The organism is Shewanella polaris, from assembly GCF_006385555.1.
In the GTDB taxonomy this organism is placed as follows: Bacteria; Pseudomonadota; Gammaproteobacteria; order Enterobacterales; family Shewanellaceae; genus Shewanella; species Shewanella polaris.
On sequence record NZ_CP041036.1, the window covers coordinates 2,852,461 to 2,873,668 of the forward strand.

At 41.2% G+C, this 21,208-nt stretch carries 19 protein-coding genes; 10 read left to right on the forward strand and 9 right to left on the reverse strand.

Going from position 1 to position 21,208, the window contains the following annotated elements; genetic code table 11:
• Nucleotides 1-2: 2 nt before the first annotated feature.
• Nucleotides 3-1,082: an efflux RND transporter periplasmic adaptor subunit gene (locus FH971_RS12440; RefSeq protein ID WP_137226723.1), complete on the reverse strand. Its 1,080-nt coding sequence runs from the start codon at nt 1,080-1,082 to the stop codon at nt 3-5.
• Nucleotides 1,083-1,274: 192 nt separating this feature from the next.
• On the opposite strand from FH971_RS12440, the gene FH971_RS12445 reads away from it, so the two are divergent.
• Entirely contained in the window at nt 1,275-2,198 is a 924-nt protein-coding gene (locus tag FH971_RS12445; RefSeq protein WP_137226722.1) for a LysR family transcriptional regulator, read from the forward strand.
• Between the two features lie 109 nt (nt 2,199-2,307).
• On the opposite strand, the gene scpB is transcribed toward FH971_RS12445, so the two are convergent.
• Genes scpB through rnm form a run of 4 tightly spaced genes read right to left on the reverse strand, consistent with a single transcriptional unit; the run spans nt 2,308 to nt 5,263 of the window.
• A complete protein-coding gene (gene scpB / locus FH971_RS12450; protein ID WP_137226721.1) occupies nt 2,308-2,940 on the reverse strand; it encodes an SMC-Scp complex subunit ScpB in 633 nt (210 codons plus the stop codon).
• 23 nt (nt 2,941-2,963) lie between these two features.
• A complete protein-coding gene (locus FH971_RS12455) occupies nt 2,964-3,752 on the reverse strand; it encodes a segregation and condensation protein A (protein ID WP_140234501.1) in 789 nt (262 codons plus the stop codon).
• Nucleotides 3,753-3,785: 33 nt separating this feature from the next.
• A complete protein-coding gene (locus FH971_RS12460; protein WP_137226719.1) occupies nt 3,786-4,406 on the reverse strand; it encodes an L-threonylcarbamoyladenylate synthase in 621 nt (206 codons plus the stop codon).
• Nucleotides 4,403-5,263, reverse strand: coding sequence for an RNase RNM (gene rnm, locus FH971_RS12465; RefSeq protein ID WP_137226718.1), 861 nt, complete (start codon nt 5,261-5,263; stop codon nt 4,403-4,405). The genes FH971_RS12460 and rnm overlap by 4 nt, the downstream gene beginning before the upstream one ends.
• Before the next feature lie 463 nt (nt 5,264-5,726).
• Between rnm and FH971_RS12470 the strand changes: the two genes are divergently transcribed.
• The 9 genes from FH971_RS12470 (at nt 5,727) to xthA (ending at nt 14,811) form a co-directional block, all read left to right on the forward strand.
• Complete coding sequence (locus tag FH971_RS12470) at nt 5,727-7,283, forward strand: anthranilate synthase component 1 (protein ID WP_140235589.1); 1,557 nt, start codon at nt 5,727-5,729, stop codon at nt 7,281-7,283.
• Between the two features lie 29 nt (nt 7,284-7,312).
• Nucleotides 7,313-7,915 carry an aminodeoxychorismate/anthranilate synthase component II gene (locus tag FH971_RS12475; RefSeq protein ID WP_140235590.1) on the forward strand — a complete coding sequence of 201 codons (603 nt, stop codon included), beginning with the start codon at nt 7,313-7,315 and terminating at the stop codon, nt 7,913-7,915.
• The gene (gene trpD / locus FH971_RS12480; protein ID WP_140234502.1) at nt 7,915-8,958 is read left to right on the forward strand and encodes an anthranilate phosphoribosyltransferase; all 1,044 of its coding nucleotides are present in this window, start codon (nt 7,915-7,917) and stop codon (nt 8,956-8,958) included. Before FH971_RS12475 ends, trpD begins: the two co-directional genes overlap by 1 nt.
• Nucleotides 8,951-10,354, forward strand: coding sequence for a bifunctional indole-3-glycerol-phosphate synthase TrpC/phosphoribosylanthranilate isomerase TrpF (gene trpCF, locus FH971_RS12485; RefSeq protein WP_140234503.1), 1,404 nt, complete (start codon nt 8,951-8,953; stop codon nt 10,352-10,354). The genes trpD and trpCF overlap by 8 nt, the downstream gene beginning before the upstream one ends.
• A 57-nt stretch (nt 10,355-10,411) precedes the next feature.
• A complete protein-coding gene (trpB, locus tag FH971_RS12490) occupies nt 10,412-11,623 on the forward strand; it encodes a tryptophan synthase subunit beta (RefSeq protein ID WP_140234504.1) in 1,212 nt (403 codons plus the stop codon).
• A complete protein-coding gene (trpA, locus tag FH971_RS12495; protein WP_140234505.1) occupies nt 11,616-12,419 on the forward strand; it encodes a tryptophan synthase subunit alpha in 804 nt (267 codons plus the stop codon). The genes trpB and trpA overlap by 8 nt, the downstream gene beginning before the upstream one ends.
• 688 nt (nt 12,420-13,107) lie before the next feature.
• A complete protein-coding gene (locus FH971_RS12505) occupies nt 13,108-13,659 on the forward strand; it encodes a septation protein A (protein WP_137226713.1) in 552 nt (183 codons plus the stop codon).
• 34 nt (nt 13,660-13,693) lie between these two features.
• Nucleotides 13,694-13,993, forward strand: a complete 300-nt coding sequence (locus tag FH971_RS12510) for a YciI family protein (RefSeq protein ID WP_140234506.1) — start codon at nt 13,694-13,696, stop codon at nt 13,991-13,993.
• Nucleotides 13,993-14,811 (forward strand): exodeoxyribonuclease III, encoded by an 819-nt coding sequence (gene xthA / locus FH971_RS12515; protein WP_140234507.1) that lies wholly within the window; start codon nt 13,993-13,995, stop codon nt 14,809-14,811. The genes FH971_RS12510 and xthA overlap by 1 nt, the downstream gene beginning before the upstream one ends.
• 266 nt (nt 14,812-15,077) lie before the next feature.
• On the opposite strand, the gene FH971_RS12520 is transcribed toward xthA, so the two are convergent.
• The 4 genes from FH971_RS12520 to FH971_RS12535 form a co-directional block, all read right to left on the reverse strand.
• Nucleotides 15,078-16,298, reverse strand: a complete 1,221-nt coding sequence (locus FH971_RS12520) for a hypothetical protein (protein ID WP_240778297.1) — start codon at nt 16,296-16,298, stop codon at nt 15,078-15,080.
• 55 nt (nt 16,299-16,353) lie between these two features.
• The gene (locus FH971_RS12525) at nt 16,354-18,687 is read right to left on the reverse strand and encodes an EAL domain-containing protein (RefSeq protein ID WP_140234509.1); all 2,334 of its coding nucleotides are present in this window, start codon (nt 18,685-18,687) and stop codon (nt 16,354-16,356) included.
• A 2-nt stretch (nt 18,688-18,689) separates the two neighbouring features.
• Entirely contained in the window at nt 18,690-19,361 is a 672-nt protein-coding gene (locus FH971_RS12530) for a cupredoxin domain-containing protein (RefSeq protein ID WP_240778298.1), read from the reverse strand.
• A 275-nt stretch (nt 19,362-19,636) separates the two neighbouring features.
• On the reverse strand, nt 19,637-21,082 hold the full coding sequence (locus FH971_RS12535; protein ID WP_140234510.1) for a methyl-accepting chemotaxis protein: 1,446 nt from the start codon (nt 21,080-21,082) through the stop codon (nt 19,637-19,639).
• Nucleotides 21,083-21,208 lie beyond the last annotated feature (126 nt).

A 21,208-nucleotide genomic window follows, 5' to 3' on the forward strand; every position in this document is an offset into this window, starting at 1 on the left:
AACTACACTCCTCGTTGCCAGCGTAAAGGCTTTACTTTCATGCCTTCAGATAATTGCGACAAACCGGCAGCAACAATAACATCGCCTTTTTCCAATCCGGTTAATACTTCTACGCCATTATTGCTAACTCGACCCAGGGTGACTTTCACTGGATTAATGTCACCACTTTCAGCCTGATAACGCCAAACCATCACATCACCACTTTCATCTTGTTTGTCTACTGCAGAAATAGGCACTATCGCGGTAAAGCCTTGTGATGACTCATTGATGGTTGCTAGCGTCAACTCAGCACTCATACCAGGCAGTAATTGCACATTCTTAGGTTGTGGTAATGAAAAGACCACTTCATAAGCTTGGGTGCCGGGAGTGACTTGGGTTGAATATTCTTTAAATTTAGCATCGAACGACATACCGTCTAGTGCACTAAACCGCACTTTCGCAGCTAAACCATGGGCAATATCTTGAGTCAATACTGCCGCCATTGCTTCTGGTACTTGAATCGTGACATCAAGTAATTGGTTATTTTGCAGCGTCAAAACGCCTTGATTAGCTTGTACAATTTGATGATTATCCACTAATCGTTTTGCGATAGTCCCACTAAAAGGGGCTTCTAAACGCGTATAACTAACTTGATCATTAGCTGCCGCAAGGGCTGCTTTAGCTGATTTAAGTTGAGCTTTACTGCTGTCGAATAAAGCTTGAGAAATCAGTTTACGATCTAATAAAGTTTGATTACGGGTAAAATCAGCTAACATCAAGTCATACTCAGCTTCACGAGTCATTAAATTATTATGCGCATCGCGATCATCTAATTGAGCCAATAAAAAACCTTGTTTAACGTGCTGCCCTTCAACAAGATCGAGTCTAACCAATTGACCTGATATCCGAAATGATAATTCTGCACGACTGTTAGCTTCTACTCTCGCAGGAAATTGGCGGACAGTATTACCTGCAGAGGTCGCCACTTCAAACAATTTTACGGGACGCACAAGTACTTCTTGTACGACAATTTCGGCCGGTGCACAACCAGCTAAAACAGTAGAAATAAGCAATGCCAACGGCAATGTTAAGTGATATCTCATCGATTCTGATCCTTGATGACAGAAATTTAAACAGACTGGGTTACAACTCAATTGCCCCTTTTTAGAGGCAACAGTTTATAGACAATTACGCCGAACCATACGCTGAATTATAGTTGCAATAAACGGGTTTATTTGGGAACATCAATCCCATTATTTGAGTTTGACTTATAAAGCATAATCCGAGCAATCAATATGAAAACCGAAGACATTGCATTATTTCATCGAATTGTCGAAACAGGCAGCATACTTGAAGCCGCTAATTTGTTGAATTTACCTAAATCGACCGTCAGTAGACGGTTGCAATCATTAGAAGAATCATTAAATTTAAAGCTGTTTCATCGTCAAAGCCGCGCAATAACACTGACCTCAGCGGGCAGTCATTTCTACGAAAAAACCTTGGTGATGCTAGCGGATCTAGAACAAACCCTCTCCCACATTACCGACAACAAGGCGGAATTAACCGGCCATTTACGTATTTTGATGTTTCCAATTCCACAGATAATGGATGTAGTTAATAAAATTTTTGCCTTTATGGATCAAAACCCCAAGTTTTCGATTGAAATAATCACCAGCACTGAACCATTAGATATGGTACGAAATAATATTGATATCGCATTTATGGTCAACGAAACGTTTACTGAATTAGATATGGTGGCAAAGCCCATTATCAGTGAAGAAATGTGTTTCTTTGCCAGCCCTGAATATCTGGATAAAGCGGGTATGCCAGTGACCATAACTGATATTGAACAGCATAACTCAATTTTATTTCGCTTCCCCAATGGGAAAACCTTTAGTCAAGTGCCGCTAGCAAATGATGCCATGCAAGCCGTTAAAGGCAATTTATGCACTAATAGTATTCAACTTGCCTATGAAGCGACTAGGTTAGGTCGAGGGATCGGTTACTTACCACAAGGTTTATGTATAGAAGACATACAACAAGGGAAATTAGTGCGTTTATTTGATGATTTGCCCCCCTACATTGGCGTAGTATTTTTAGTGTACCCATCAAGGCGCTTTTTAAGCCTAGCTGGACAACGCTTACTTGATTATATGCTTACCGAGTCATCCACTCAAACAACCGAAACCGTGGTCATCAATAATAAGACATGGATTTAATCCAGCGGCTAATGTATCTGGTTTACATTGTTGTCATTTGCACAATTGTATTACTGATACCTAAACACAGATGAAACCTTTGTTGATGGCCGTAATAGCGCCCTTGAATTTATTCAACATTATTGAGGCCATCTTCGGTGCTGTCTTCACTATTGGCCTCATCTTCGGGCTCATCCATCGCTAACTGGGCTTTTTCAAATAACGCATGTAGAGAGCTGGCATCAGTTAATGCAGGTAAATCTGCCAGTTTGCTTAAATTGAAATAATCAAGAAATGCACTGGTGGTTGCATATAATGACGGCCTACCCGGTACTTCTTTATGGCCAACAGCTTTAATCCAATTTCTATCCACTAAACTTTTAATAATATTGCTGCTAATGGCAACACCTCTGATATTTTCAATATCGCCGCGCGTAACAGGTTGGCGATATGCAATAACAGCCAAGGTTTCAAGTGTCGCTCGCGAGTATTTAGGTGCTTTGTCTTGCCATAATGGTTGTAAAAATGGACTGAGTATTTCTTGAGTTTGAAATCGATAACCACTGGCTATTTTAACCAGTTGTACGCCCCGGTCTTGATAATCGAGTTGTAATTCATCTAGCGTTTCCTGAATCCGCGAGCGTGACACACTAAACTCAGCTAACACAGTTTCTTTGATAACTTTTACCGACAACGGCTTACCTAAGACAAATAAACTGGCTTCAATAAGTTGCTTAAGCTGGATGGGATTAATTGGCTTCATGGATCTCTTCGAATATAAGTGAGTTAAAAAGCTTTTACATAAATTGGCGAAAAGGGTTCATTTTGTACTAGCTCAACTAATAACTCTTTGACTAACTCCATTAGGGCTAAAAAGCTCACCACAACACCAGCACGGCCTTCGCTGACATCAAACAAGCACTCAAAACCAATGTATTCAGTACTGGATAACTTAGCTAAAATTTGGCTCATACGTTCCCGTGTTGATAAATGTTCACGTTTAACATGATGATCTTCGTTGGCATCAATGCGTTTCAGCACTTCGCCAAACGCACGGGCAATATCCACCAACGAGACATCAGGCGGCACTATCACTGGTTTAATATCTGGCGCGGCAGAAACAGATGCCTGAAATACATCGCGCTCAATACGCGGTAATGCATCAATATCAGCAGCCGCTTGTTTGATCACTTCATAGGCTTTTAATTGCCGTATAAGTACCACACGAGGATCTTCCTCCTCGTCATCTTCATTAGCCATTTTAGGCAATAATAACCGCGATTTAATCTCTGCCAACGTTGCCGCCATCACCAAATAATCGGCAGCAAGTTCTATCCGAGCTTCAGTAAGAATGTCGATATAAATTAAATATTGTTGGGTAATTTGTTGGATGGGTAAATCAACCACATCCAATTTTTGCTTGCGGATCAGATATAATAATAGATCCAGTGGGCCTTCGAATGTTTCAAGAAACACCTCTAAGGCCTCTGGTGGAATAAACAAGTCTAACGGCATGCTTTCAAGCACTTCGCCACGTATTACTGCCAATGGCAGGCTTTGCTGACTGCCTTGCATGTTTATCCTTGTCTATTTATCAATAGTGTGAGTTTATTCAAATGCACTGGTATCGCCAGCACCATGACGTAATATCACCATTTCACCTTCAGACATATCAATTACAGTGGTTTGATTTTCAGGTAAATAACCGCCATGAATTATACCGTCTACCTGGTGATCGAGTATATCGCGAATATGCTCTGGATCTGACTCGGCAAATTGTTCATTTGGCATCACCAAACTGGTGGTCATCATCGGCTCACCCAATGCTTCAAGTATTGCCAACGCTATAATATTATTCGGAACACGGATACCAATGGTACGTTTTTTGTCACATTGTAAACGACGAGGTACTTCTTTTGTCGCTTTGAAAATAAACGTATATGGCCCAGGCATACAGCTTTTTAATAGACGGTATGCTTGGTTATCAACGCGGGCAAAATTAGCCAACTCAGATAAATCCCGGCACATTAATGAAAAATTAGCGTCGTTTTCAATCTGGCGGATACGTGCCATACGCGTCATGGCATTTTTTTCACCAATCATACAACCTAATGCATAACCTGAGTCTGTAGGATAAACAATGACTCCGCCTTGTTTAAGAATATCCACCACTTGGTTTATTAACCGAGCTTGTGGGTTCTCATCATGAATATAAAAAAATTGACTCATGCTCTTTCCGTCCAATGTTGTGATTGCCAAACCCATTCCACACCTTGAGGTTGGAATAAGTTTTTACCTAGCTCGATCCAATTACTGGGAAAGTGAAAATCGCTCCCCACAGAAGCAAGTAGGTTATTTTGCTTACTTAATGCGATCAAATTATTACGGTCGTCTAATGTTTGCTGGCCTAAAATAACTTCAATCGCATCGCCACCGGCCTCTGCAAATTCACGCACTAAGCGTTTAAGCCATTTGGCCGATAATTTGTAACCGCTAGGGTGGGCTAATACTGCTACGCCACCCGCTTGATGAATATGTTCTATCGCATTGGTCATGTCGCCCCAATTATTGGGTACATAGCCCGTTTTACCGCGTGCCAAATAACGTTTAAATACACTAGGCATATCTGAAGCATGCCCATTATTAGCTAGCCATCTAGCATAATGACCTCGACTCAGTGCGGCATCGCCTGCAATAGCTTTGGCCCCTTCATAGGCGCCTTCAATACCAGCTTTAGCTAAACGTTCGCCGATCTCTTGGGCTCGCACTTCACGCAATTGGCGTTGATGAATTAAAAACTCGAGCAATCCCGTGTGAGCAATATCCAAGTTTAATCCAACAATATGAATGTCAAAACTGTTCCAACGAGTTGAAATCTCACAACCGTTAATGAGTTTTAAAGGCGTCTCATGTGCTTTATTAGCAAGATGCGCTTCTGCTAATCCGCCGACAGTGTCGTGATCAGTAATAGCAAACATCTCAACGCCTTTTTCAATAGCGCGAGTTAATAATTCTGTTGGTGTTAGTTGACCATCTGATGCGGTCGTGTGGCTGTGAAGATCGGCCAAGAGAGTCTCTGTAATCATATGGTTATTGTACAAGAGTAGCGGTATAAATACTGCTTGGATTTATGAATAAATGATGGCAATTGATAACTTTTTTGCTCTTTAGTTAGTTAAAACGCTCAATAAATAGACCAGATTTATCCTGATTATCATTTTTTAACAACTTTTGAGAAATATTCAATTGACATTAATCTCCAGCTGGGTTTTCCTATAGGTATTAAATACCAACTCAAGATGCTATTAACAATGACACACTGTTTTGCTTCATTACACATTACTTGGTGGTGGCACTTCCCAAATTAACGGGTTGTGTGAAGCGTTGTGCTCATTTTTAAGAGACAAGATTTTACCAGAAAGCCCGCAGAGATGTGGGCTTTCTTGTTATTTGGCCCATTCAACATTGTCACTCGGGTTTCACTACATTTAAAGGCCAACAAATGAATAATACAATGACACAGGGAGCGGCTACACAGTGACTACAACAATGACCAAACTAAATCAGCTCGCTCAGGTTACCACGCAAACACAGCCGTTAACCTACCACACTGATCCGCTAAAGCTGTATCAGCAAGTTACCGGCAACGCGCCGCATACCATGTTATTAGAATCAGCTGAGGTCGAAAGTAAAGACCACTTAAAAAGCATTGTATTAACTCATGCTGCGATGATGATCCGTTGTGACGGTTATCAACTCACGTTTAATGCGTTAACTCACAATGGCGTGGCCTTGTTAGTGCCAATTGCCAAATTTTTCAGTGATGCAGAGCAACAACGGGATAATGATACCTTAGTCATTACCTTAAAAAAGGCCACCGAATTACAAGACGAAGATGCACGCTTAAAGTCGACGTCGCCTCTTGATGGCTTAAGAATGTTTATCAAACACATTCAAACCAACAATCCGCTTAAATTTGAAGATTTATTTTTAGGTGGCGTATTAGCATATGACTTAATTGATACCGTAGAGCCACTTCCAGCAGCACCCAATGCGCACAATGACTGCCCCGATTACTTATTCTATCTTGCTGAAACACTTATTCTAATTAACCACCAAACTCAACAAGCTGAGATTGTCACTCATCAATTCAGTCAAGATACAGACATTAAAAATCAACTCTCTCAGCAAGTTCAACATGTCATACAGCAATGTGCACAATTAGATGATATTGAGCCGTTAGTACCAGTAGCGACCGACGCAATAGTCAACATTACTGACGAACAATTTAAGCAAACGGTTATTGATTTAAAAGAACACATTGTCGCAGGTGATATTTTTCAAGTGGTGCCATCTCGTTGTTTCAGCCTACCATGCCCTAATACCATTGGGGCATACCGAGCATTGAGGCTCACCAACCCAAGCCCTTATATGTTCTATTTCAGAGGCCCTGACTTCACCTTATTTGGCGCATCACCAGAAAGTGCCCTTAAATACGATGCCGCCAGTAATCAAGTTGAAGTTTACCCCATTGCTGGTACACGTCAGCGTGGCAAGAATGCCCAAGGTGAAATTGATTTCGACCTAGATAGCCGTATCGAACTTGAACTGCGTTTAGATAAGAAAGAGTTGTCTGAACATCTAATGCTGGTCGATTTAGCTCGTAATGACATCGCCCGCATCAGCCAAAGCGGTAGCCGTAAAGTCACAGAACTATTAAAAGTCGATCGTTATTCGCATGTGATGCATTTAGTCAGTCGCGTTACCGGTCAGTTACGCTTAGATTTAGATGCCCTACACGCTTATCAAGCCTGTATGAACATGGGCACTTTAGTTGGCGCACCAAAAGTACGTGCATCACAATTAGTTCGCCAAGCAGAACAAGCTCGCCGTGGTAGTTATGGTGGCGCAGTAGGTTACCTCAATGGTTTAGGCGATATGGACACCTGCATTGTTATTCGTTCCGCTTTTGTTAAAAATGATGTTGCCCATATACAAGCGGGTGCAGGAGTGGTGTTTGATTCAGATCCCCAAGCCGAAGCAGATGAAACTCGTCAAAAAGCCCAAGCGGTGATCTCAGCGATAAAAATGGGAGGTGGTCTATGAGCAACGCAACCACACAAACTGATCAACAGATGAAAATATACTTACTCGATAACTTCGATTCGTTTACTTACAACCTCGTCGACCAATTCCGTAGTCTTGGCTGTGAAGTGATCATTTATCGTAATGATGTCAGTGCCGATTATGTCGCTAAAAAGCTAATGAATGAAACTGGTAAAACAGCATTAGTATTATCGCCAGGGCCAGGTGCGCCTCATGAAGCAGGCTGCATGATGGAGTTAATAGGTAAAGTGGCAGGAAAAGTGCCGATGCTTGGCATTTGTTTAGGTCAACAAGCAATGGTTGAATACTATGGCGGAAAAGTTGAGCGCGCGCCATTTGTGGTCCACGGTAAAGCCAGTCCAACCTTCCATAATGGTCAAGGTGTATTTGCCAATTTACCCTCACCATTACCAGTTGCCCGTTATCATAGCTTAGTGGCGACAATAGTACCTGAATGCTTAGACATTATTGCCACAACAGATGGCATGCCAATGGCAATACAGCACCCACAAGATCAAGCAATCGGTTTTCAATTTCATCCAGAATCCATTTTAACCACATTAGGCAGCCAATTACTGACACAAACATTGGCATATTTAACCCAAGAGCATACTTTTGCTGGAGGCGCATAATGGATAATCTACAAGCTTTATTTGACCGCCTTTACCAAGGTAAGTCGTTAGATCGCGAGCAAATGGCACAAGTGTTTAGCGCTATTATTCAAGGTGACATGCAACCAGCAACAATGGCGGGTATGTTAGTTGCACTGAAAATGCGCGGCGAAACCATTGATGAAATAGCCGGAGCCGCGGACGCATTACGCCAAGCAGCCAAACCATTCCCACGTAGCGATGCCTCAAAACACACTGGTATTGTTGATATTGTTGGTACGGGCGGTGATGGTTACAACACCATTAATATATCAACCACTGCCGCGTTTGTTGCTGCTGCAGCGGGCGCAAAAGTGGCAAAACACGGTAACCGCAGCGTATCAAGTAAGTCTGGTTCTTCCGACTTATTGTCTCATTGCGGTATCGCACTCACCATGGAACCAGAAGCAGCAAGCCAATGTTTAGATAAACTCGGTTTATGCTTTTTATTCGCACCGCATTACCATGGTGGAGTTAAACATGCAGTGCCAGTAAGGCAAGCGTTAAAAACGCGAACCATTTTTAATGTGCTAGGCCCGCTAATTAACCCTGCCAGCCCAGAGTTTATGTTACTAGGTGTTTACACACTTGAACTTATTGAACCCATTGCCCACGTGCTGCATGCCCTTGGGGTAAAACGCGCTATGGTGGTTTATGGCAGTGGCTTAGATGAAGTAGCCCTTCACGATAATACTCATGTGGCAGAACTAAAAGACGGTGTAGTGCGTACTTACCAGCTGAGCCCTGAAGATCTAGGGGTTGAACGTGCAGACATAGCACAGCTAACAGGTGGCGAACCGGCAGACAATGCCTTAATAACCCAAGCCATTTTGCAAGGCAAAGGCCTGCCTGCTCATCGAGATGCGGTGGCCATTAATGCCGGTTGTGCTTTGTATATCTGTGGTGTTTGCGACTCCGTTCAAGCGGGCACTCAACTAGCGCTTGATACGCTAGCGGGCGGTGCAGCCTTTACCTTATTAACCGATTTAGCTGCCGCGAGCCAAGCTGGAGAACATAATGAGTAAGCCAGAAAGTAATGTATTAACCCGTATTGTTGATACAAAAGCGGCACATATTGCCGCACTTAAACTGCGTTTCCCAGAAGCCAGTTTACAGCCTAAAATATCAGATCGTAGTTTATATGACGCCCTAAAAGCGCCCAATGCTCAGTTCATCTTTGAATGTAAAAAGGCCAGTCCTTCTAAAGGTCTTATTCGTCCAGTGTTTGATGTTGAAGCCATTGCAAATATTTATGTTCATTACGCTGCAGGTATTTCAGTGCTCACCGACGAACAGTTTTTCCAAGGTGACATGGACTACATTCCAAAAGTGCGCGCAAGGGTAACTCAACCGATTATCTGTAAAGACTTTTTTGTCGACCCATACCAAGTGAAATTGGCAGCCCATCAAGGCGCAGATGCTATATTGCTGATGTTGTCAGTACTTGATGATGCACAATATAGTTTATTAGCCGATGAAGCCGCAAAATATCAATTGGATGCCTTAACCGAAGTCAGTAACGAAGCTGAATTGGCTCGGGCAATTGATCTTAATGCGCCGATTATTGGTATTAACAACCGCAATTTACGCGACTTAAGCACGGATCTTGCGACAACAGAGTTATTAGCACCACAGATCCCTGCAGACAGAGTAGTGATAAGCGAATCGGGAATTTACAACCACCAGCAAACTCGTCGTTTAAATCCATTAGTAGACGGTTACCTTGTTGGCAGTTCTATTATGGCGCAACACGATATTGATTTAGCGTGCAGACAACTTGTTTTTGGTAACAATAAAGTCTGTGGTTTAACTCAAATTGACGATATTGAGGCAGTAGCAAAGGCAGGTGCCGTGTTTGGCGGATTAATATTCCATCCTAAATCACCAAGAGCGGTTACTCCAGAAGCGGCAACTGAGTTAGTCGCGCAAATGCACCAACGCAATATTGGCTTAAATATGGTGGGGGTATTTGTTAATCATCCTGTTGCTGACATTGCCACCTTAGCTAAAACACTTGAATTATTTGCGGTGCAATTACATGGCGATGAAACTGAACTTGAAATAAAACAGTTAACAGCATTACTGGCTCAACAACAACTCAGCACTGAGATTTGGAAAGCCGTCGCTGTTGATAGTCAAAGTGGCGAAATGAGCCAAAAGCCAGCGGGTGCCAATCGTTATTTATACGATAGCAAATCAGCACAACAATTTGGCGGCACAGGACAAACATTTAATTGGCAAGCCGATATTGATGATAAACAAGATGCGATGTTGGCGGGTGGATTAACCCCAGACAATGTTTATCTTGCAAGCCAGCAAGGATTTTATGGGGTCGACTTAAATTCAGGAGTAGAATCTAGCCCTGGACATAAAGACCACCAAAAACTCATTGCCGCATTTACCCAATTACGCCGTAATTAATTTTATATTTACGACACTATTTTTAGTTAAAAACATGATTACTCGAAGGGAATATTTATGACCGAGCTCAAGCTTAACCCTTATTTCGGCGAATATGGCGGTATGTACGTACCACAGATTTTAGTGCCTGCATTAAAGCAACTCGAAACCGCCTTTGTTGAAGCTCAACAAGATGAAAGCTTTATTGCTGAATTTACCGATTTATTGAAAAACTATGCCGGACGCCCAACAGCGCTAACCCTCACCCGAAATTTAAGTCCAAATCCTCTGGTAAAAATTTACCTAAAACGTGAAGACTTACTCCACGGCGGTGCTCATAAAACCAACCAAGTATTAGGTCAAGCTCTGTTAGCTAAGCGAATGGGTAAAAAAGAAATTATTGCCGAAACAGGTGCTGGCCAACATGGTGTGGCCACAGCCCTAGCCTGTGCACTTTTGGGGCTAAAATGTAAAGTTTACATGGGCGCAAAAGACATTGAACGTCAATCTCCAAATGTGTTCCGCATGAAATTAATGGGCGCTGAAGTGATTCCAGTAACATCGGGTTCTTCAACCTTAAAAGATGCCTGTAACGAAGCCATGCGCGACTGGTCAGGCAGCTATGATAAAGCCCATTACTTATTGGGCACAGCAGCCGGCCCGCATCCATTTCCAACTATTGTCCGTGAATTCCAACGGATGATAGGTGAAGAAACTAAAAAGCAAATTCTTGAAAGAGAAGGACGTTTACCAGATGCCGTTATCGCTTGTGTAGGCGGTGGCTCAAACGCTATTGGCATGTTTGCTGATTTTATTGATGAACCATCAGTAGAACTCATTGGTGTAGAACCTGCCGGTAAAGGCATTGATACCCCGATGCACGGTGCACCACTTAAACATGGTAAAACCGGGATTTTCTTTGGAATGAAATCGCCATTAATGCAAGATAGTGACGGTCAGATTGAAGAATCATATTCGGTTTCTGCCGGACTTGATTTCCCATCGGTAGGACCACAACATGCGTATTTAAATTCTATTGGTCGTGCACGTTATGAGTCAGCTACTGATGATGAAGCGCTTGAGATGTTTCAAACACTTGCTCGCTGCGAAGGCATTATTCCCGCATTAGAGTCTGCCCATGCCCTCGCCTATGCCGTACGCATGGCAAAAGAAGCCACTAAAGAAACCATTTTAGTGGTTAATTTATCTGGCCGTGGTGACAAAGATATTTTTACTGTGGCTGATATTTTAGAAGCCAAACAAAAAACACAGGAGAGCGGCAATGAGTAACCGTTATCAAACAGCATTTGCTGCACTGAAAGCACAAGATAAAGGTGCGTTTGTTCCTTTTGTGACCATTGGCGATCCGAGCCCTGAATTATCGTTAAAAATTATTCAAACCTTAGTGGATAATGGCGCTGATGCCCTTGAATTAGGATTTCCATTTTCAGATCCATTAGCCGATGGCCCCGTAATACAAGGTGCAAATTTGCGATCTTTAGCCGCAGGTACCACCCCAAGTGATTGCTTTGATATCATCACTAAAATTCGTGTCCAACACCCTGATCTGCCGATTGGGTTATTACTGTATGCCAACCTAGTTTTTGCTAATGGTATTGATGTGTTTTATGCCAAAGCACAGGCAGCAGGTGTTGATTCAGTATTGATTGCCGACGTACCAGTTGAAGAGTCAGCACCTTTTAGTAAAGCTGCTAAAGCTCACGGTATTGCACCTATCTTTATTGCACCGCCTAATGCAGATTCTGACACCTTAAAAATGGTCAGTGAACAAGGTGAAGGTTACACCTATCTGTTATCACGTGCGGGCGTCACGGGTACTGAATCAAAAGCAGGTCAACCTATTGAAAACATTCTGGCACAGCTGGCTGAATTTAATGCACCGCCGCCGCTATTAGGTTTTGGTATTGCAGAACCAGAACAAGTACGTGCGGCCATCAAAGCAGGCGCTGCAGGTGCTATTTCAGGCTCAGCTGTAGTTAAGATTATTGCTGCACACCAACATGATGAAGTCACCTTATTGGCCAAACTTGCTGAATTTACCGCGACAATGAAAGCCGCAACCTAGACACTTTTTGATAACCATAGCCCAAAAAGAGCCGTTAATTCGGCTCTTTTTTCAGGTATTAATCCGTCCATAATACGGGTTAAGTTTTCAATGCTGAATATCAGCAGTCAAGAACGCTATAGCTTTACTACGAATGGGGACAAAAGCGCGACTGACATCAAACACCGTTTAAAAAGTGACAACCAAGACTTACTCAGCCTAAATAACAACACATAAAAAATGATTCACTGGAGCATATATAAGGCACGGACAATCATCGATCTCGCTGAAGATTGCCGTTAACATTCCCTTGCAAGATGGCCGATGATTAATCATTTTTCGCTATCCTTGTTAGGGTCTGTTGATCTTTGCAGGTTAAATTTTGTTCGAGATAAAAACGTTTTAATCGAGGCGAGCGGATTGCTGCCTAGCAATCTAAGCTAAATTCGCTCAACAAAGAGTAAAACGTTTTTAGCCGAACCCTTCGGGCAGCGTTTGTTGGTCATTTTTACTGCGTTATCGACTTTTTATGTAGAATAACTACACCACAAAGTCTCTGCCTTGTACAAATGACCAACAATTCGCTGCAAAAACAACCTTGAAAGATCAACAGACCCTAATGTGAATAGGGATAACATCATGCTACAATCGATGATTATTACGGTGGTAATGCCACATCATCAGCCTCTTTTTCTAACCTGAGATCGTTATGAAACAACTGTTAGATTTTTTACCTTTAGTCATTTTTTTCGCTGTATATAAACTCTATGACATTTATACTGCAACAGCAGTATTGATTGCTGCTTCAGCAATTCAACTCGTCATCACTTATCTGCTTTATAAACACATTGAAAAAATGCATTTGGCCACATTCGCCTTGGTGACTGTCTTTGGGTCTCTTACACTGTTTTTCCATGATGATGCCTTTATCAAATGGAAAGTCAGCATCGTTTACGCCTTGTTTGCTATTGGGTTAATTGTCTCTCAAATGATGGGCAAACCTGCGCTTAAGAGCATGTTAGGTAAAGAAATGAAAGTTGACGATAAAATATGGGCTCAACTTACATGGTATTGGGTTGGATTTTTTGTTTTATGTGGATTCGCCAACATTTATATTGCGTTCAATTTACCTTTAGAAACTTGGGTTAACTTTAAAGTCTTTGGCTTAACAGCCCTCACCTTAATTAACACTGTTATTACGGTAGTCTATCTGTATAAAAATATGGAAGAAGACAACTCACAACCAACTGATGGTCAATAATCAATCAACAAGATCAAGTAAAGGAAGATGCTATATGTGGTATATGATTTCATCTCAAGATGTCGAAAACAGTTTAGAAAAACGTTTATCTGTTCGTACTGAACATTTAGCCCGTTTACAAACTTTAGCCGATGAAGGCCGTTTATTAACTGCCGGACCACATCCTGCAATTGATAATGAAAACTCTGGAGAAGCGGGTTTTACTGGTTCTTTAGTTGTTGCCGAGTTCTCTTCACTAGAAGATGCCCAAGCTTGGGCCGATGTAGACCCTTATATCGCCGCTGGCGTATACAAAAGTGTCATCGTTAAACCATTTAAGCGAGTACTTCCATAATGAAAATAGTGTCTTTTAACATTAATGGGATACGTGCTCGTTTACATCAATTACAAGCACTGATCGACAGCCATTCACCGGATATTATTGGTTTGCAAGAAACCAAAGTACATGATGACGCGTTCCCTGTCGCTGACGTAGAAGCTATGGGTTATAAAGTTCATTATCATGGTGGCAAAGCACATTATGGTGTGGCGATGCTGTCAAAAATAGAACCTATTTGTGTTATTAAAGGTTTTGAAACCGATGATGAAGACGCCCAACGTCGCCTGATCATTGGCCAGTTCAAGCAAGACAATGGCCGTATATTAACGGTATTCAATGGCTACTTCCCTCAAGGTGAAAGTATTCATCACGAAACAAAATATCCGGCTAAGCGTAAGTTTTATCAAGACTTAATGCTGTATTTAGAAAAGCATCATAATCCTAGTGAAGACATTGCGATTATTGGTGATATTAATATATCGCCAACCGATTTAGACATTGGTATTGGTGATATTAACGCCAAGCGTTGGTTAAAATCGGGTAAATGTAGCTTCCAACCTGAAGAACGTGAATGGTTAGCGCGCCTAGAACAATGGGGATTTATCGATAGTTTTCGTCAATTACACCCAACTCGTACAGAACGTTATTCATGGTTTGATTATCGCAGCAAAGGCTTTGTTGATAACCGTGGCCTACGAATAGACGTTATTTTGGTGACTGAATCTATGGTCCCACGCTTAATTGAATCTGACGTGGATTACGATTTACGCGGTATTGATAAACCATCAGATCACGCGCCAATTTGGAGCACCTTTAGCGAAAAGCTAATATAAGTTAAATAACTTAGTCATAGGTTAACCAAATAACGTATCAATTCGATTACTTCGCTACTAAAAACCATAAAAGCGATAAGTTCATCTTACTTCTAGCGCATTTTTAGTAGCGGATCAGCCTTCAGAACACCCTCTCAGCTAATCTCAACGACCAGTCACTATGACAACTCTCTATGCCTATTCTTTATGCTTAGAGTGCTTGCAAAGTAGCATCGCACCAGCAGAAAAAATGGTTTTAGTTTATATAGATTTTATGTTCAAGTGATCTAAAAGAAATAGCGGCTGGATAATTGCCATTGTTGTTCGACTAAATCAATAGATTCATTAAGGTAAGCTCTAGCGGGTCGATTTGAATCGATAAGATTGTACTCAAATTGAATAAACCATGGTCGGTCTAATTGGTACTGGTAAGCCAGTGTCAATGATTGGCCATCTTCGTTGTTATTATCATATGGCGTACTGTCATTATCGGTGACAGAAAAATCTTCAACACGAATATTAACTCTATGTTGCGACCAACGCTTGCTGAGTAAGATATATCCCGATTGAAAATCATTATCAACCACAGGATAACCTTCTGTGTTGGTCATCAAGGTAGAACCCTGCATAAATTGACCAATTAAGCTTATTCCGTAAGGTAAACGCCATTTTGTGCCAACATGACCAAACTGAGTCAACCACACATATTGACCTTGTTTAACGATAAGCGTGTTAGCATTATTGTCATAATAACCTGCTTGAACACTGCCTTTATTACGCCAAGTCCACTTGGCTAACACATGCCCACCAATACGATCGTCAAGTTCAGTAAAAGGATCCGAATTAGCAGCTTGAGCCTCTAACATACCGCCAGTTTCCATTGCTGGAATGGCTGCGATGGGAAGCGTTTCTTGCACTAATGTTTGTCTTGAGGTTTGAGTCCAACCATGCCAAGCCAACATGGCACCAGTGGTATCGTTAAACATAAAGGCTTCAGCTGTTAATGAAAAATCATGCTCTGACTGACGATACTTGCCTAAAGACTCAATGGTTGTCGATAAACCAATGTGTCTGACTTCTTCAGCGAGCCAGCTATTTAACGTTGAGTAATTTAACGTGTAAGGCGATGCCCAAGCTGTTGCAACATTTTCTAACGAGATTTTCGGGTACATCAGACCAAATTGTACATCAAGGCGAATGCCCGATTCACTTGGAATATCACGATAACGGATCAACGCTTCGGTGATGCCCAATCCATTATTGATCCCATCAACATAGCCATTAGCCACAATGCGACTCGACCAAGCATCACCCCATTGGATGTGATAATTTAATCCTAGTTGTGATAACGCTATTTGTGCGCCATTGTCAGCGCCAAACTTGCCCAATCCACCCTCTAGATAAGAATCGATGGTATCTGCATAACCGGCACGAACATCAATCACACCAGTGAGATCATGCTCAACATCCTTCAGTTCAATAGAGTCGGCATAAACACTGCTACTCAAAAACAGTAAACAGCACACTATCCTTGTATATGACGGGCAAATAATAGTCACTCTCCTATTGATAATCTGATTGTGTTAACCAATCATTAAACTGTCGTTCTGGGAGCGGGCGAGACAAGTAAAATCCTTGGCCCATTTCGCAGTTTAGATCGGTTAACCACTCTAACGTAACCTTGTCTTCGATGCCTTCGGCAACCACTTTAAGCCCCAAGTTATGAGCAAGTTGTAGTGTTGATTGCACAATAATTTGGTCAGCTTGATTTTCTAGTAACTTTTGCACAAATGACTTATCAATTTTTAGCTCATCAACCGGTAATTGCTTCAACTGTGCCAGTGAAGAATAACCCGTACCATAATCATCTATCGATAGTGTCAGTCCATTATTTCGTAATAATGTGAGCTGCTTTATCGCCAGTTCAGGATCTGATACGACCGCATCCTCGGTGATCTCTAACGTCATTGCAGCTACAGGAACATGATGCTCCGCGAGTGCATTAATGACCCAATGGCAAAATTGCTCATCTTTTAAATTTTCAGCCGAAATATTAACGGCAATACACATATCAATGCCCAATAATTGCCAGCGATGATATTGAGCCATTGCTTCGGTAATAACCCAACGTGTCAACGCATCCATTTGCATGGTTTTTTCAGCAATAGGAATAAACGTATCGGGTGGAATAATGCCTCTAGCAGGATGGTCCCAACGAACTAATGCTTCAACATGGGTGATTTTTTGTTTGGCTAAGTTTAATTTTGGTTGGTAATACAATACTAACTGATTTTGCTCAATAGCCACTTTGAGTTCATTAATTAATTGAAAACGTTCAATGCTATTTTTATCAATATTAGCATCATAGATCTGGTAATCACGCTTATTTACTTTAGCGTGCTGCAAGGCGGTATCGGCTTGTCTTAGTAAGGTTACAATATCGATATTAGGCTGATAAAAGCTCACGCCAGCAGTAAACTGCAAATGTAACATCACATCTTTGTAATGATAATCTTGACCAATCTGTTGCTGTAACTTGGATAACAAAACATCGAACGATTGATGCTCACAATGCTTAAATGCCAGAACAAATTCATCACCTGACAATCGGTAAGCAAAGGCATCAGAATTAATCTCACATAGACGCTTAGCCACCTCTTTAATCACTTCATCACCCACTTCATGACCTAAAGTGACATTAATTTCGGTCATACGGCGAATATTAATTAAACACAGTCCCATTTTTGAACCTGACACCAACCAAGGTTCAATGTTGCGCTGTAATTCGTTGCGGTTACCTAAATTGGTTAACGGGTCATGAAACGCTTGATGCTCAATGGCTTTTTCACGCGCTAAAATAGCTTGCTGCATTGAGGTAAACTCGTTAGCTAATTGTTGTAACTCAACACTTGAGTCGACAGTAACATTCGAGTCGTAATTACCTTTGGCAATAAAGCGGGCTTGGGCAATTAATTGTTTAATCGGTCGAGTAATACTGCCCGAAATCAAAAATGCCAATAACAAAGAAACGGGTAACATTAATACCAGCACTGCCACTTGTTGTAACCACTGCGAGTCTATGGAAGCCAGTAAGTCTGAACGCGATTTATACATGTAAGCATGCAGAGCTTGTCCATCAACATCACCCAAAGACTGTTTCCACAAGATATAATCGAGATTGCTTTTTTGATCAGTGATATAGCTGGATAACAACATGCTTTCATCGTTTGACAACGACTCACCAGAGTGGCCAATTGTCGTCATCTTATCCGCCGAGGTTAGGATAAAACCACTATTTAACCCAGTGAGTTTATACAACGAATTGGCCAATGCATCGTCGACGAGAAAACCAAATCCAACCCAACCGATAACACTATTGCCACCACTGGTGAGTGGAGAAAACTTAATTTGATATAACTTATTATCTAATAAATAAAATGGACTTAATGTTTCAAACTCAGAACCTAACAGATAGCGAAACGTACTATTTTGCTCAGAGCCCAAAGCAACCACTTCACGGCCCTTGTCTGTTTGTGATGCGACCAGCTGACCAATAATCTTACCTTCCGCAGATACTGCCATTGCAAGCGAAGCATTGATTCGACTACGATGATTATTGAGTGCAACTAAAAAACTACGGTTATCACCATCAATAAAAATATCTTTTAAGCCGAAGTCTTTTGCTGCCGTCGCTGCGAATGCCGCCAAATAATAGCTTCGATTATCATATTGCGATTCAAAAACAAGACTGGCGACGTCAAGTTGGCTCGCCACATATTGTTGCTCTAATCTTTGATTTGCTTGATAAGACAACCAAAAAGACAAGCTTAATACAGCAATAATTAACAGGACAAAAAAAGCAAAAATCCGAGTTTGTAGGCGATTAAAAAATGCCAATACTAGTATCCTTCTAAAAATTCAAATTCATCTAAACTTTTCTGTTCCGGAATACTATCAAATTCACCCTGTAAAGAGATAGTAATAGTGTTATCACTGGGTAAATGGAACATTTTGGCTTGTTGATTATCTGTCAATTTTAATTGTGGATGCCATACAACAATCTTGAAGTCATCGGCGGGTAAATCTGCAAATGTCACCTGCCCTTGTGGATTGGTCACTGCATAAAAAGGGGTGTCGACAACCAACAAATGGCCCGACATCCAATCATGAATATTACACCCCATCGACACATGTCCTGTTTGCTCGAATCTCAGAACTTGTTGTTCTTGATTATGACGTAATTTAAATGCAAAACGTTTCGGACCAAGTGCCGAATAAATATGATGAGTAATATCGTCTTCATTGACAAAAGCCACATCCTTATCTTTTTGCACAATAGTAATATAGGGGGAAAACTGCTTATCTTTTTGATGAACTTCAGCTTTTTTAGATGATTTTCTGGCAACAATATGGGCTGGATTGCTTGGCAGTAGGTACACCACCATGTTTTCTGCTGGTAGTCCTTGGGTATTTAACACCATTATATTTTGCGAAGCCGCTATCGCAGCACTGGTACTAAATATTAAACTGGTTAAAGTCAGCACGATTACGCGCGTTGAGGTAATGATCATTGATACTCCTAAATGACGTTTGCCTGATCATACAATAAAGCACCGAAACAAGTTTACCATGAAGGTATCCAAGCGGTTGTTATTCATCGGTATCTAATCATGCTGTTATAAAAATAAACGTTGTTAAGCGAACGGATTAAATTAAATGCGGTTAACTTAAATCAGTCATTAATTCAGCCTAACAACTTATTAACAGACCTGCTACCTTAGTACTTTATTTCAAGCTAATCAAAAAAATATCAATAATCCTCTATGATAAGGTAAGACAGACTAAACTAAATTTTATATTGACTTAAAATTACCCCTAAACCTTTAGAAGATTTATTCAAATCTTGAGCTAATATACCAGCTTGCTTGGAAGTACTACGAATAGTATCCGATTGCTGACGAATTTGATTAAGTTGCATGGCAATATCACCGGCAGACACACTCTGTTGTTCTGCCGAAGCAGCTATTTGGCTACTCATATCAAACACCGCATTAATAGAATCAGCCATATGAGTAATATCATCACCGACAGCTTTAATACTCGCACTACCTTGATCGGCTTCTGTCACAATAACAGTAGTAATAGTGGTGAGCTTTTTGGAACCTTGTTGTAAACCTTCAATCATTTTTTGAATTTCTACGGTTGCTTTTTGTGTCCGCCCAGCAAGAGTACGTACTTCATCCGCCACGACCGCAAAACCACGACCTTGCTCCCCAGCACGAGCAGCTTCAATAGCAGCATTTAATGCTAATAAATTTGTTTGCTCAGAAATACTATCAATGGTGGTAACGGCATCATTAATTTGGGTAGCATCGCGGGAGAGTTGCTCTACAGATGAAAATGCTTCAGCTATACGTTCAGATAAATAACTAATACGTTTAACCGCATCATTAATCTTACTTTGGCTTTCACCTATGTGTGTAGCATTTTGCTTAGTATTTAATGAGGCATCACTTGCATGATGTGACACATCGGCAATGGCCGTCGTCATTTGATCCATGGCGTGAGCCACTGAATCTAAGAAATGGTGTTGTTGGTCAATTAGTTCGTCATTGGTACTGGCTTGATGATTAAACTCGTTAGCGGCAACAGCCAAGGTTTCAGCATTACTGCGGATAGCACCAACCATTTCACTCATGTTATCTGCGCTGCGATCAATTTCATTAGCAATTAAACTGAAATCATCAGAACCAAAAAAGTTTAACCTAACGGTTAAGTCACCATCAGCTAAACGTTTAATTGCTTGGTAAATATCCCATAAGCCTCCCCCTAATGAGGTGGAAATCCAATAGCTCAGTTGAAATAACGGCAATAAACCAACCAAAGCCAAAATCAACATTAAATTCGTTTGGCTTAGCGGCTCTTGTTCCCATTGCTGAACATTTTGACTTTTAGTTAAATACTTATCGCCAACGCTTGCAGACGTCGTTACCACATCACCACTTCTAACCGTGTTATCACGACTCGTTAACTGCAATTGGTTATCTTGTGCAAATTGTTTAAGGGCATCATTATGTAAATCTTGGTTATTGGCAACCGAGGCGAAACTGTCAACACTTGCTTGAGCACGTTGTAACGATGTTTGCTCAATTAATTCTTGAGTTTGTTGGTAATTCAATAATGCAATAACACTGGTGATCAATGCAACAAGTGAACACACCACCCAAAATTTTCCATTGAGGCTTAATTTAATCAAAATAGCATCAATTTTTCTAAACTGGATTTGCTTCATATAAGCTTCCTAAGGCAACTTGCCATTATCTCAAAAGTGACAACAAAACGACATAAACGGACAGCACCCGCACAAACGTCAATCAATATTATAGAAGATCCAGGTTATTCAGATTCATTTGCCATC

Bases quoted from the DNA above. Each gene is read 5' to 3' on its own strand.
- FH971_RS12460 (WP_137226719.1), bottom strand. From the start codon at position 4,406: ATGAGTCAATTTTTTTATATTCATGATGAGAACCCACAAGCTCGGTTA.
- xthA (WP_140234507.1), top strand. From the start codon at position 13,993: ATGAAAATAGTGTCTTTTAACATTAATGGGATACGTGCTCGTTTACAT.
- trpCF (WP_140234503.1), top strand. From the start codon at position 8,951: ATGAGTAAGCCAGAAAGTAATGTATTAACCCGTATTGTTGATACAAAA.
- FH971_RS12470 (WP_140235589.1), top strand. From the start codon at position 5,727: ATGACCAAACTAAATCAGCTCGCTCAGGTTACCACGCAAACACAGCCG.
- FH971_RS12440 (WP_137226723.1), bottom strand. From the start codon at position 1,082: ATGAGATATCACTTAACATTGCCGTTGGCATTGCTTATTTCTACTGTT.
- FH971_RS12510 (WP_140234506.1), top strand. From the start codon at position 13,694: ATGTGGTATATGATTTCATCTCAAGATGTCGAAAACAGTTTAGAAAAA.
- trpA (WP_140234505.1), top strand. From the start codon at position 11,616: ATGAGTAACCGTTATCAAACAGCATTTGCTGCACTGAAAGCACAAGAT.
- trpB (WP_140234504.1), top strand. From the start codon at position 10,412: ATGACCGAGCTCAAGCTTAACCCTTATTTCGGCGAATATGGCGGTATG.
- FH971_RS12475 (WP_140235590.1), top strand. From the start codon at position 7,313: ATGAAAATATACTTACTCGATAACTTCGATTCGTTTACTTACAACCTC.
- FH971_RS12445 (WP_137226722.1), top strand. From the start codon at position 1,275: ATGAAAACCGAAGACATTGCATTATTTCATCGAATTGTCGAAACAGGC.
- FH971_RS12505 (WP_137226713.1), top strand. From the start codon at position 13,108: ATGAAACAACTGTTAGATTTTTTACCTTTAGTCATTTTTTTCGCTGTA.
- FH971_RS12535 (WP_140234510.1), bottom strand. From the start codon at position 21,082: ATGAAGCAAATCCAGTTTAGAAAAATTGATGCTATTTTGATTAAATTA.
- FH971_RS12455 (WP_140234501.1), bottom strand. From the start codon at position 3,752: ATGCAAGGCAGTCAGCAAAGCCTGCCATTGGCAGTAATACGTGGCGAA.
- rnm (WP_137226718.1), bottom strand. From the start codon at position 5,263: ATGATTACAGAGACTCTCTTGGCCGATCTTCACAGCCACACGACCGCA.
- FH971_RS12530 (WP_240778298.1), bottom strand. From the start codon at position 19,361: ATGATCATTACCTCAACGCGCGTAATCGTGCTGACTTTAACCAGTTTA.
- trpD (WP_140234502.1), top strand. From the start codon at position 7,915: ATGGATAATCTACAAGCTTTATTTGACCGCCTTTACCAAGGTAAGTCG.
- scpB (WP_137226721.1), bottom strand. From the start codon at position 2,940: ATGAAGCCAATTAATCCCATCCAGCTTAAGCAACTTATTGAAGCCAGT.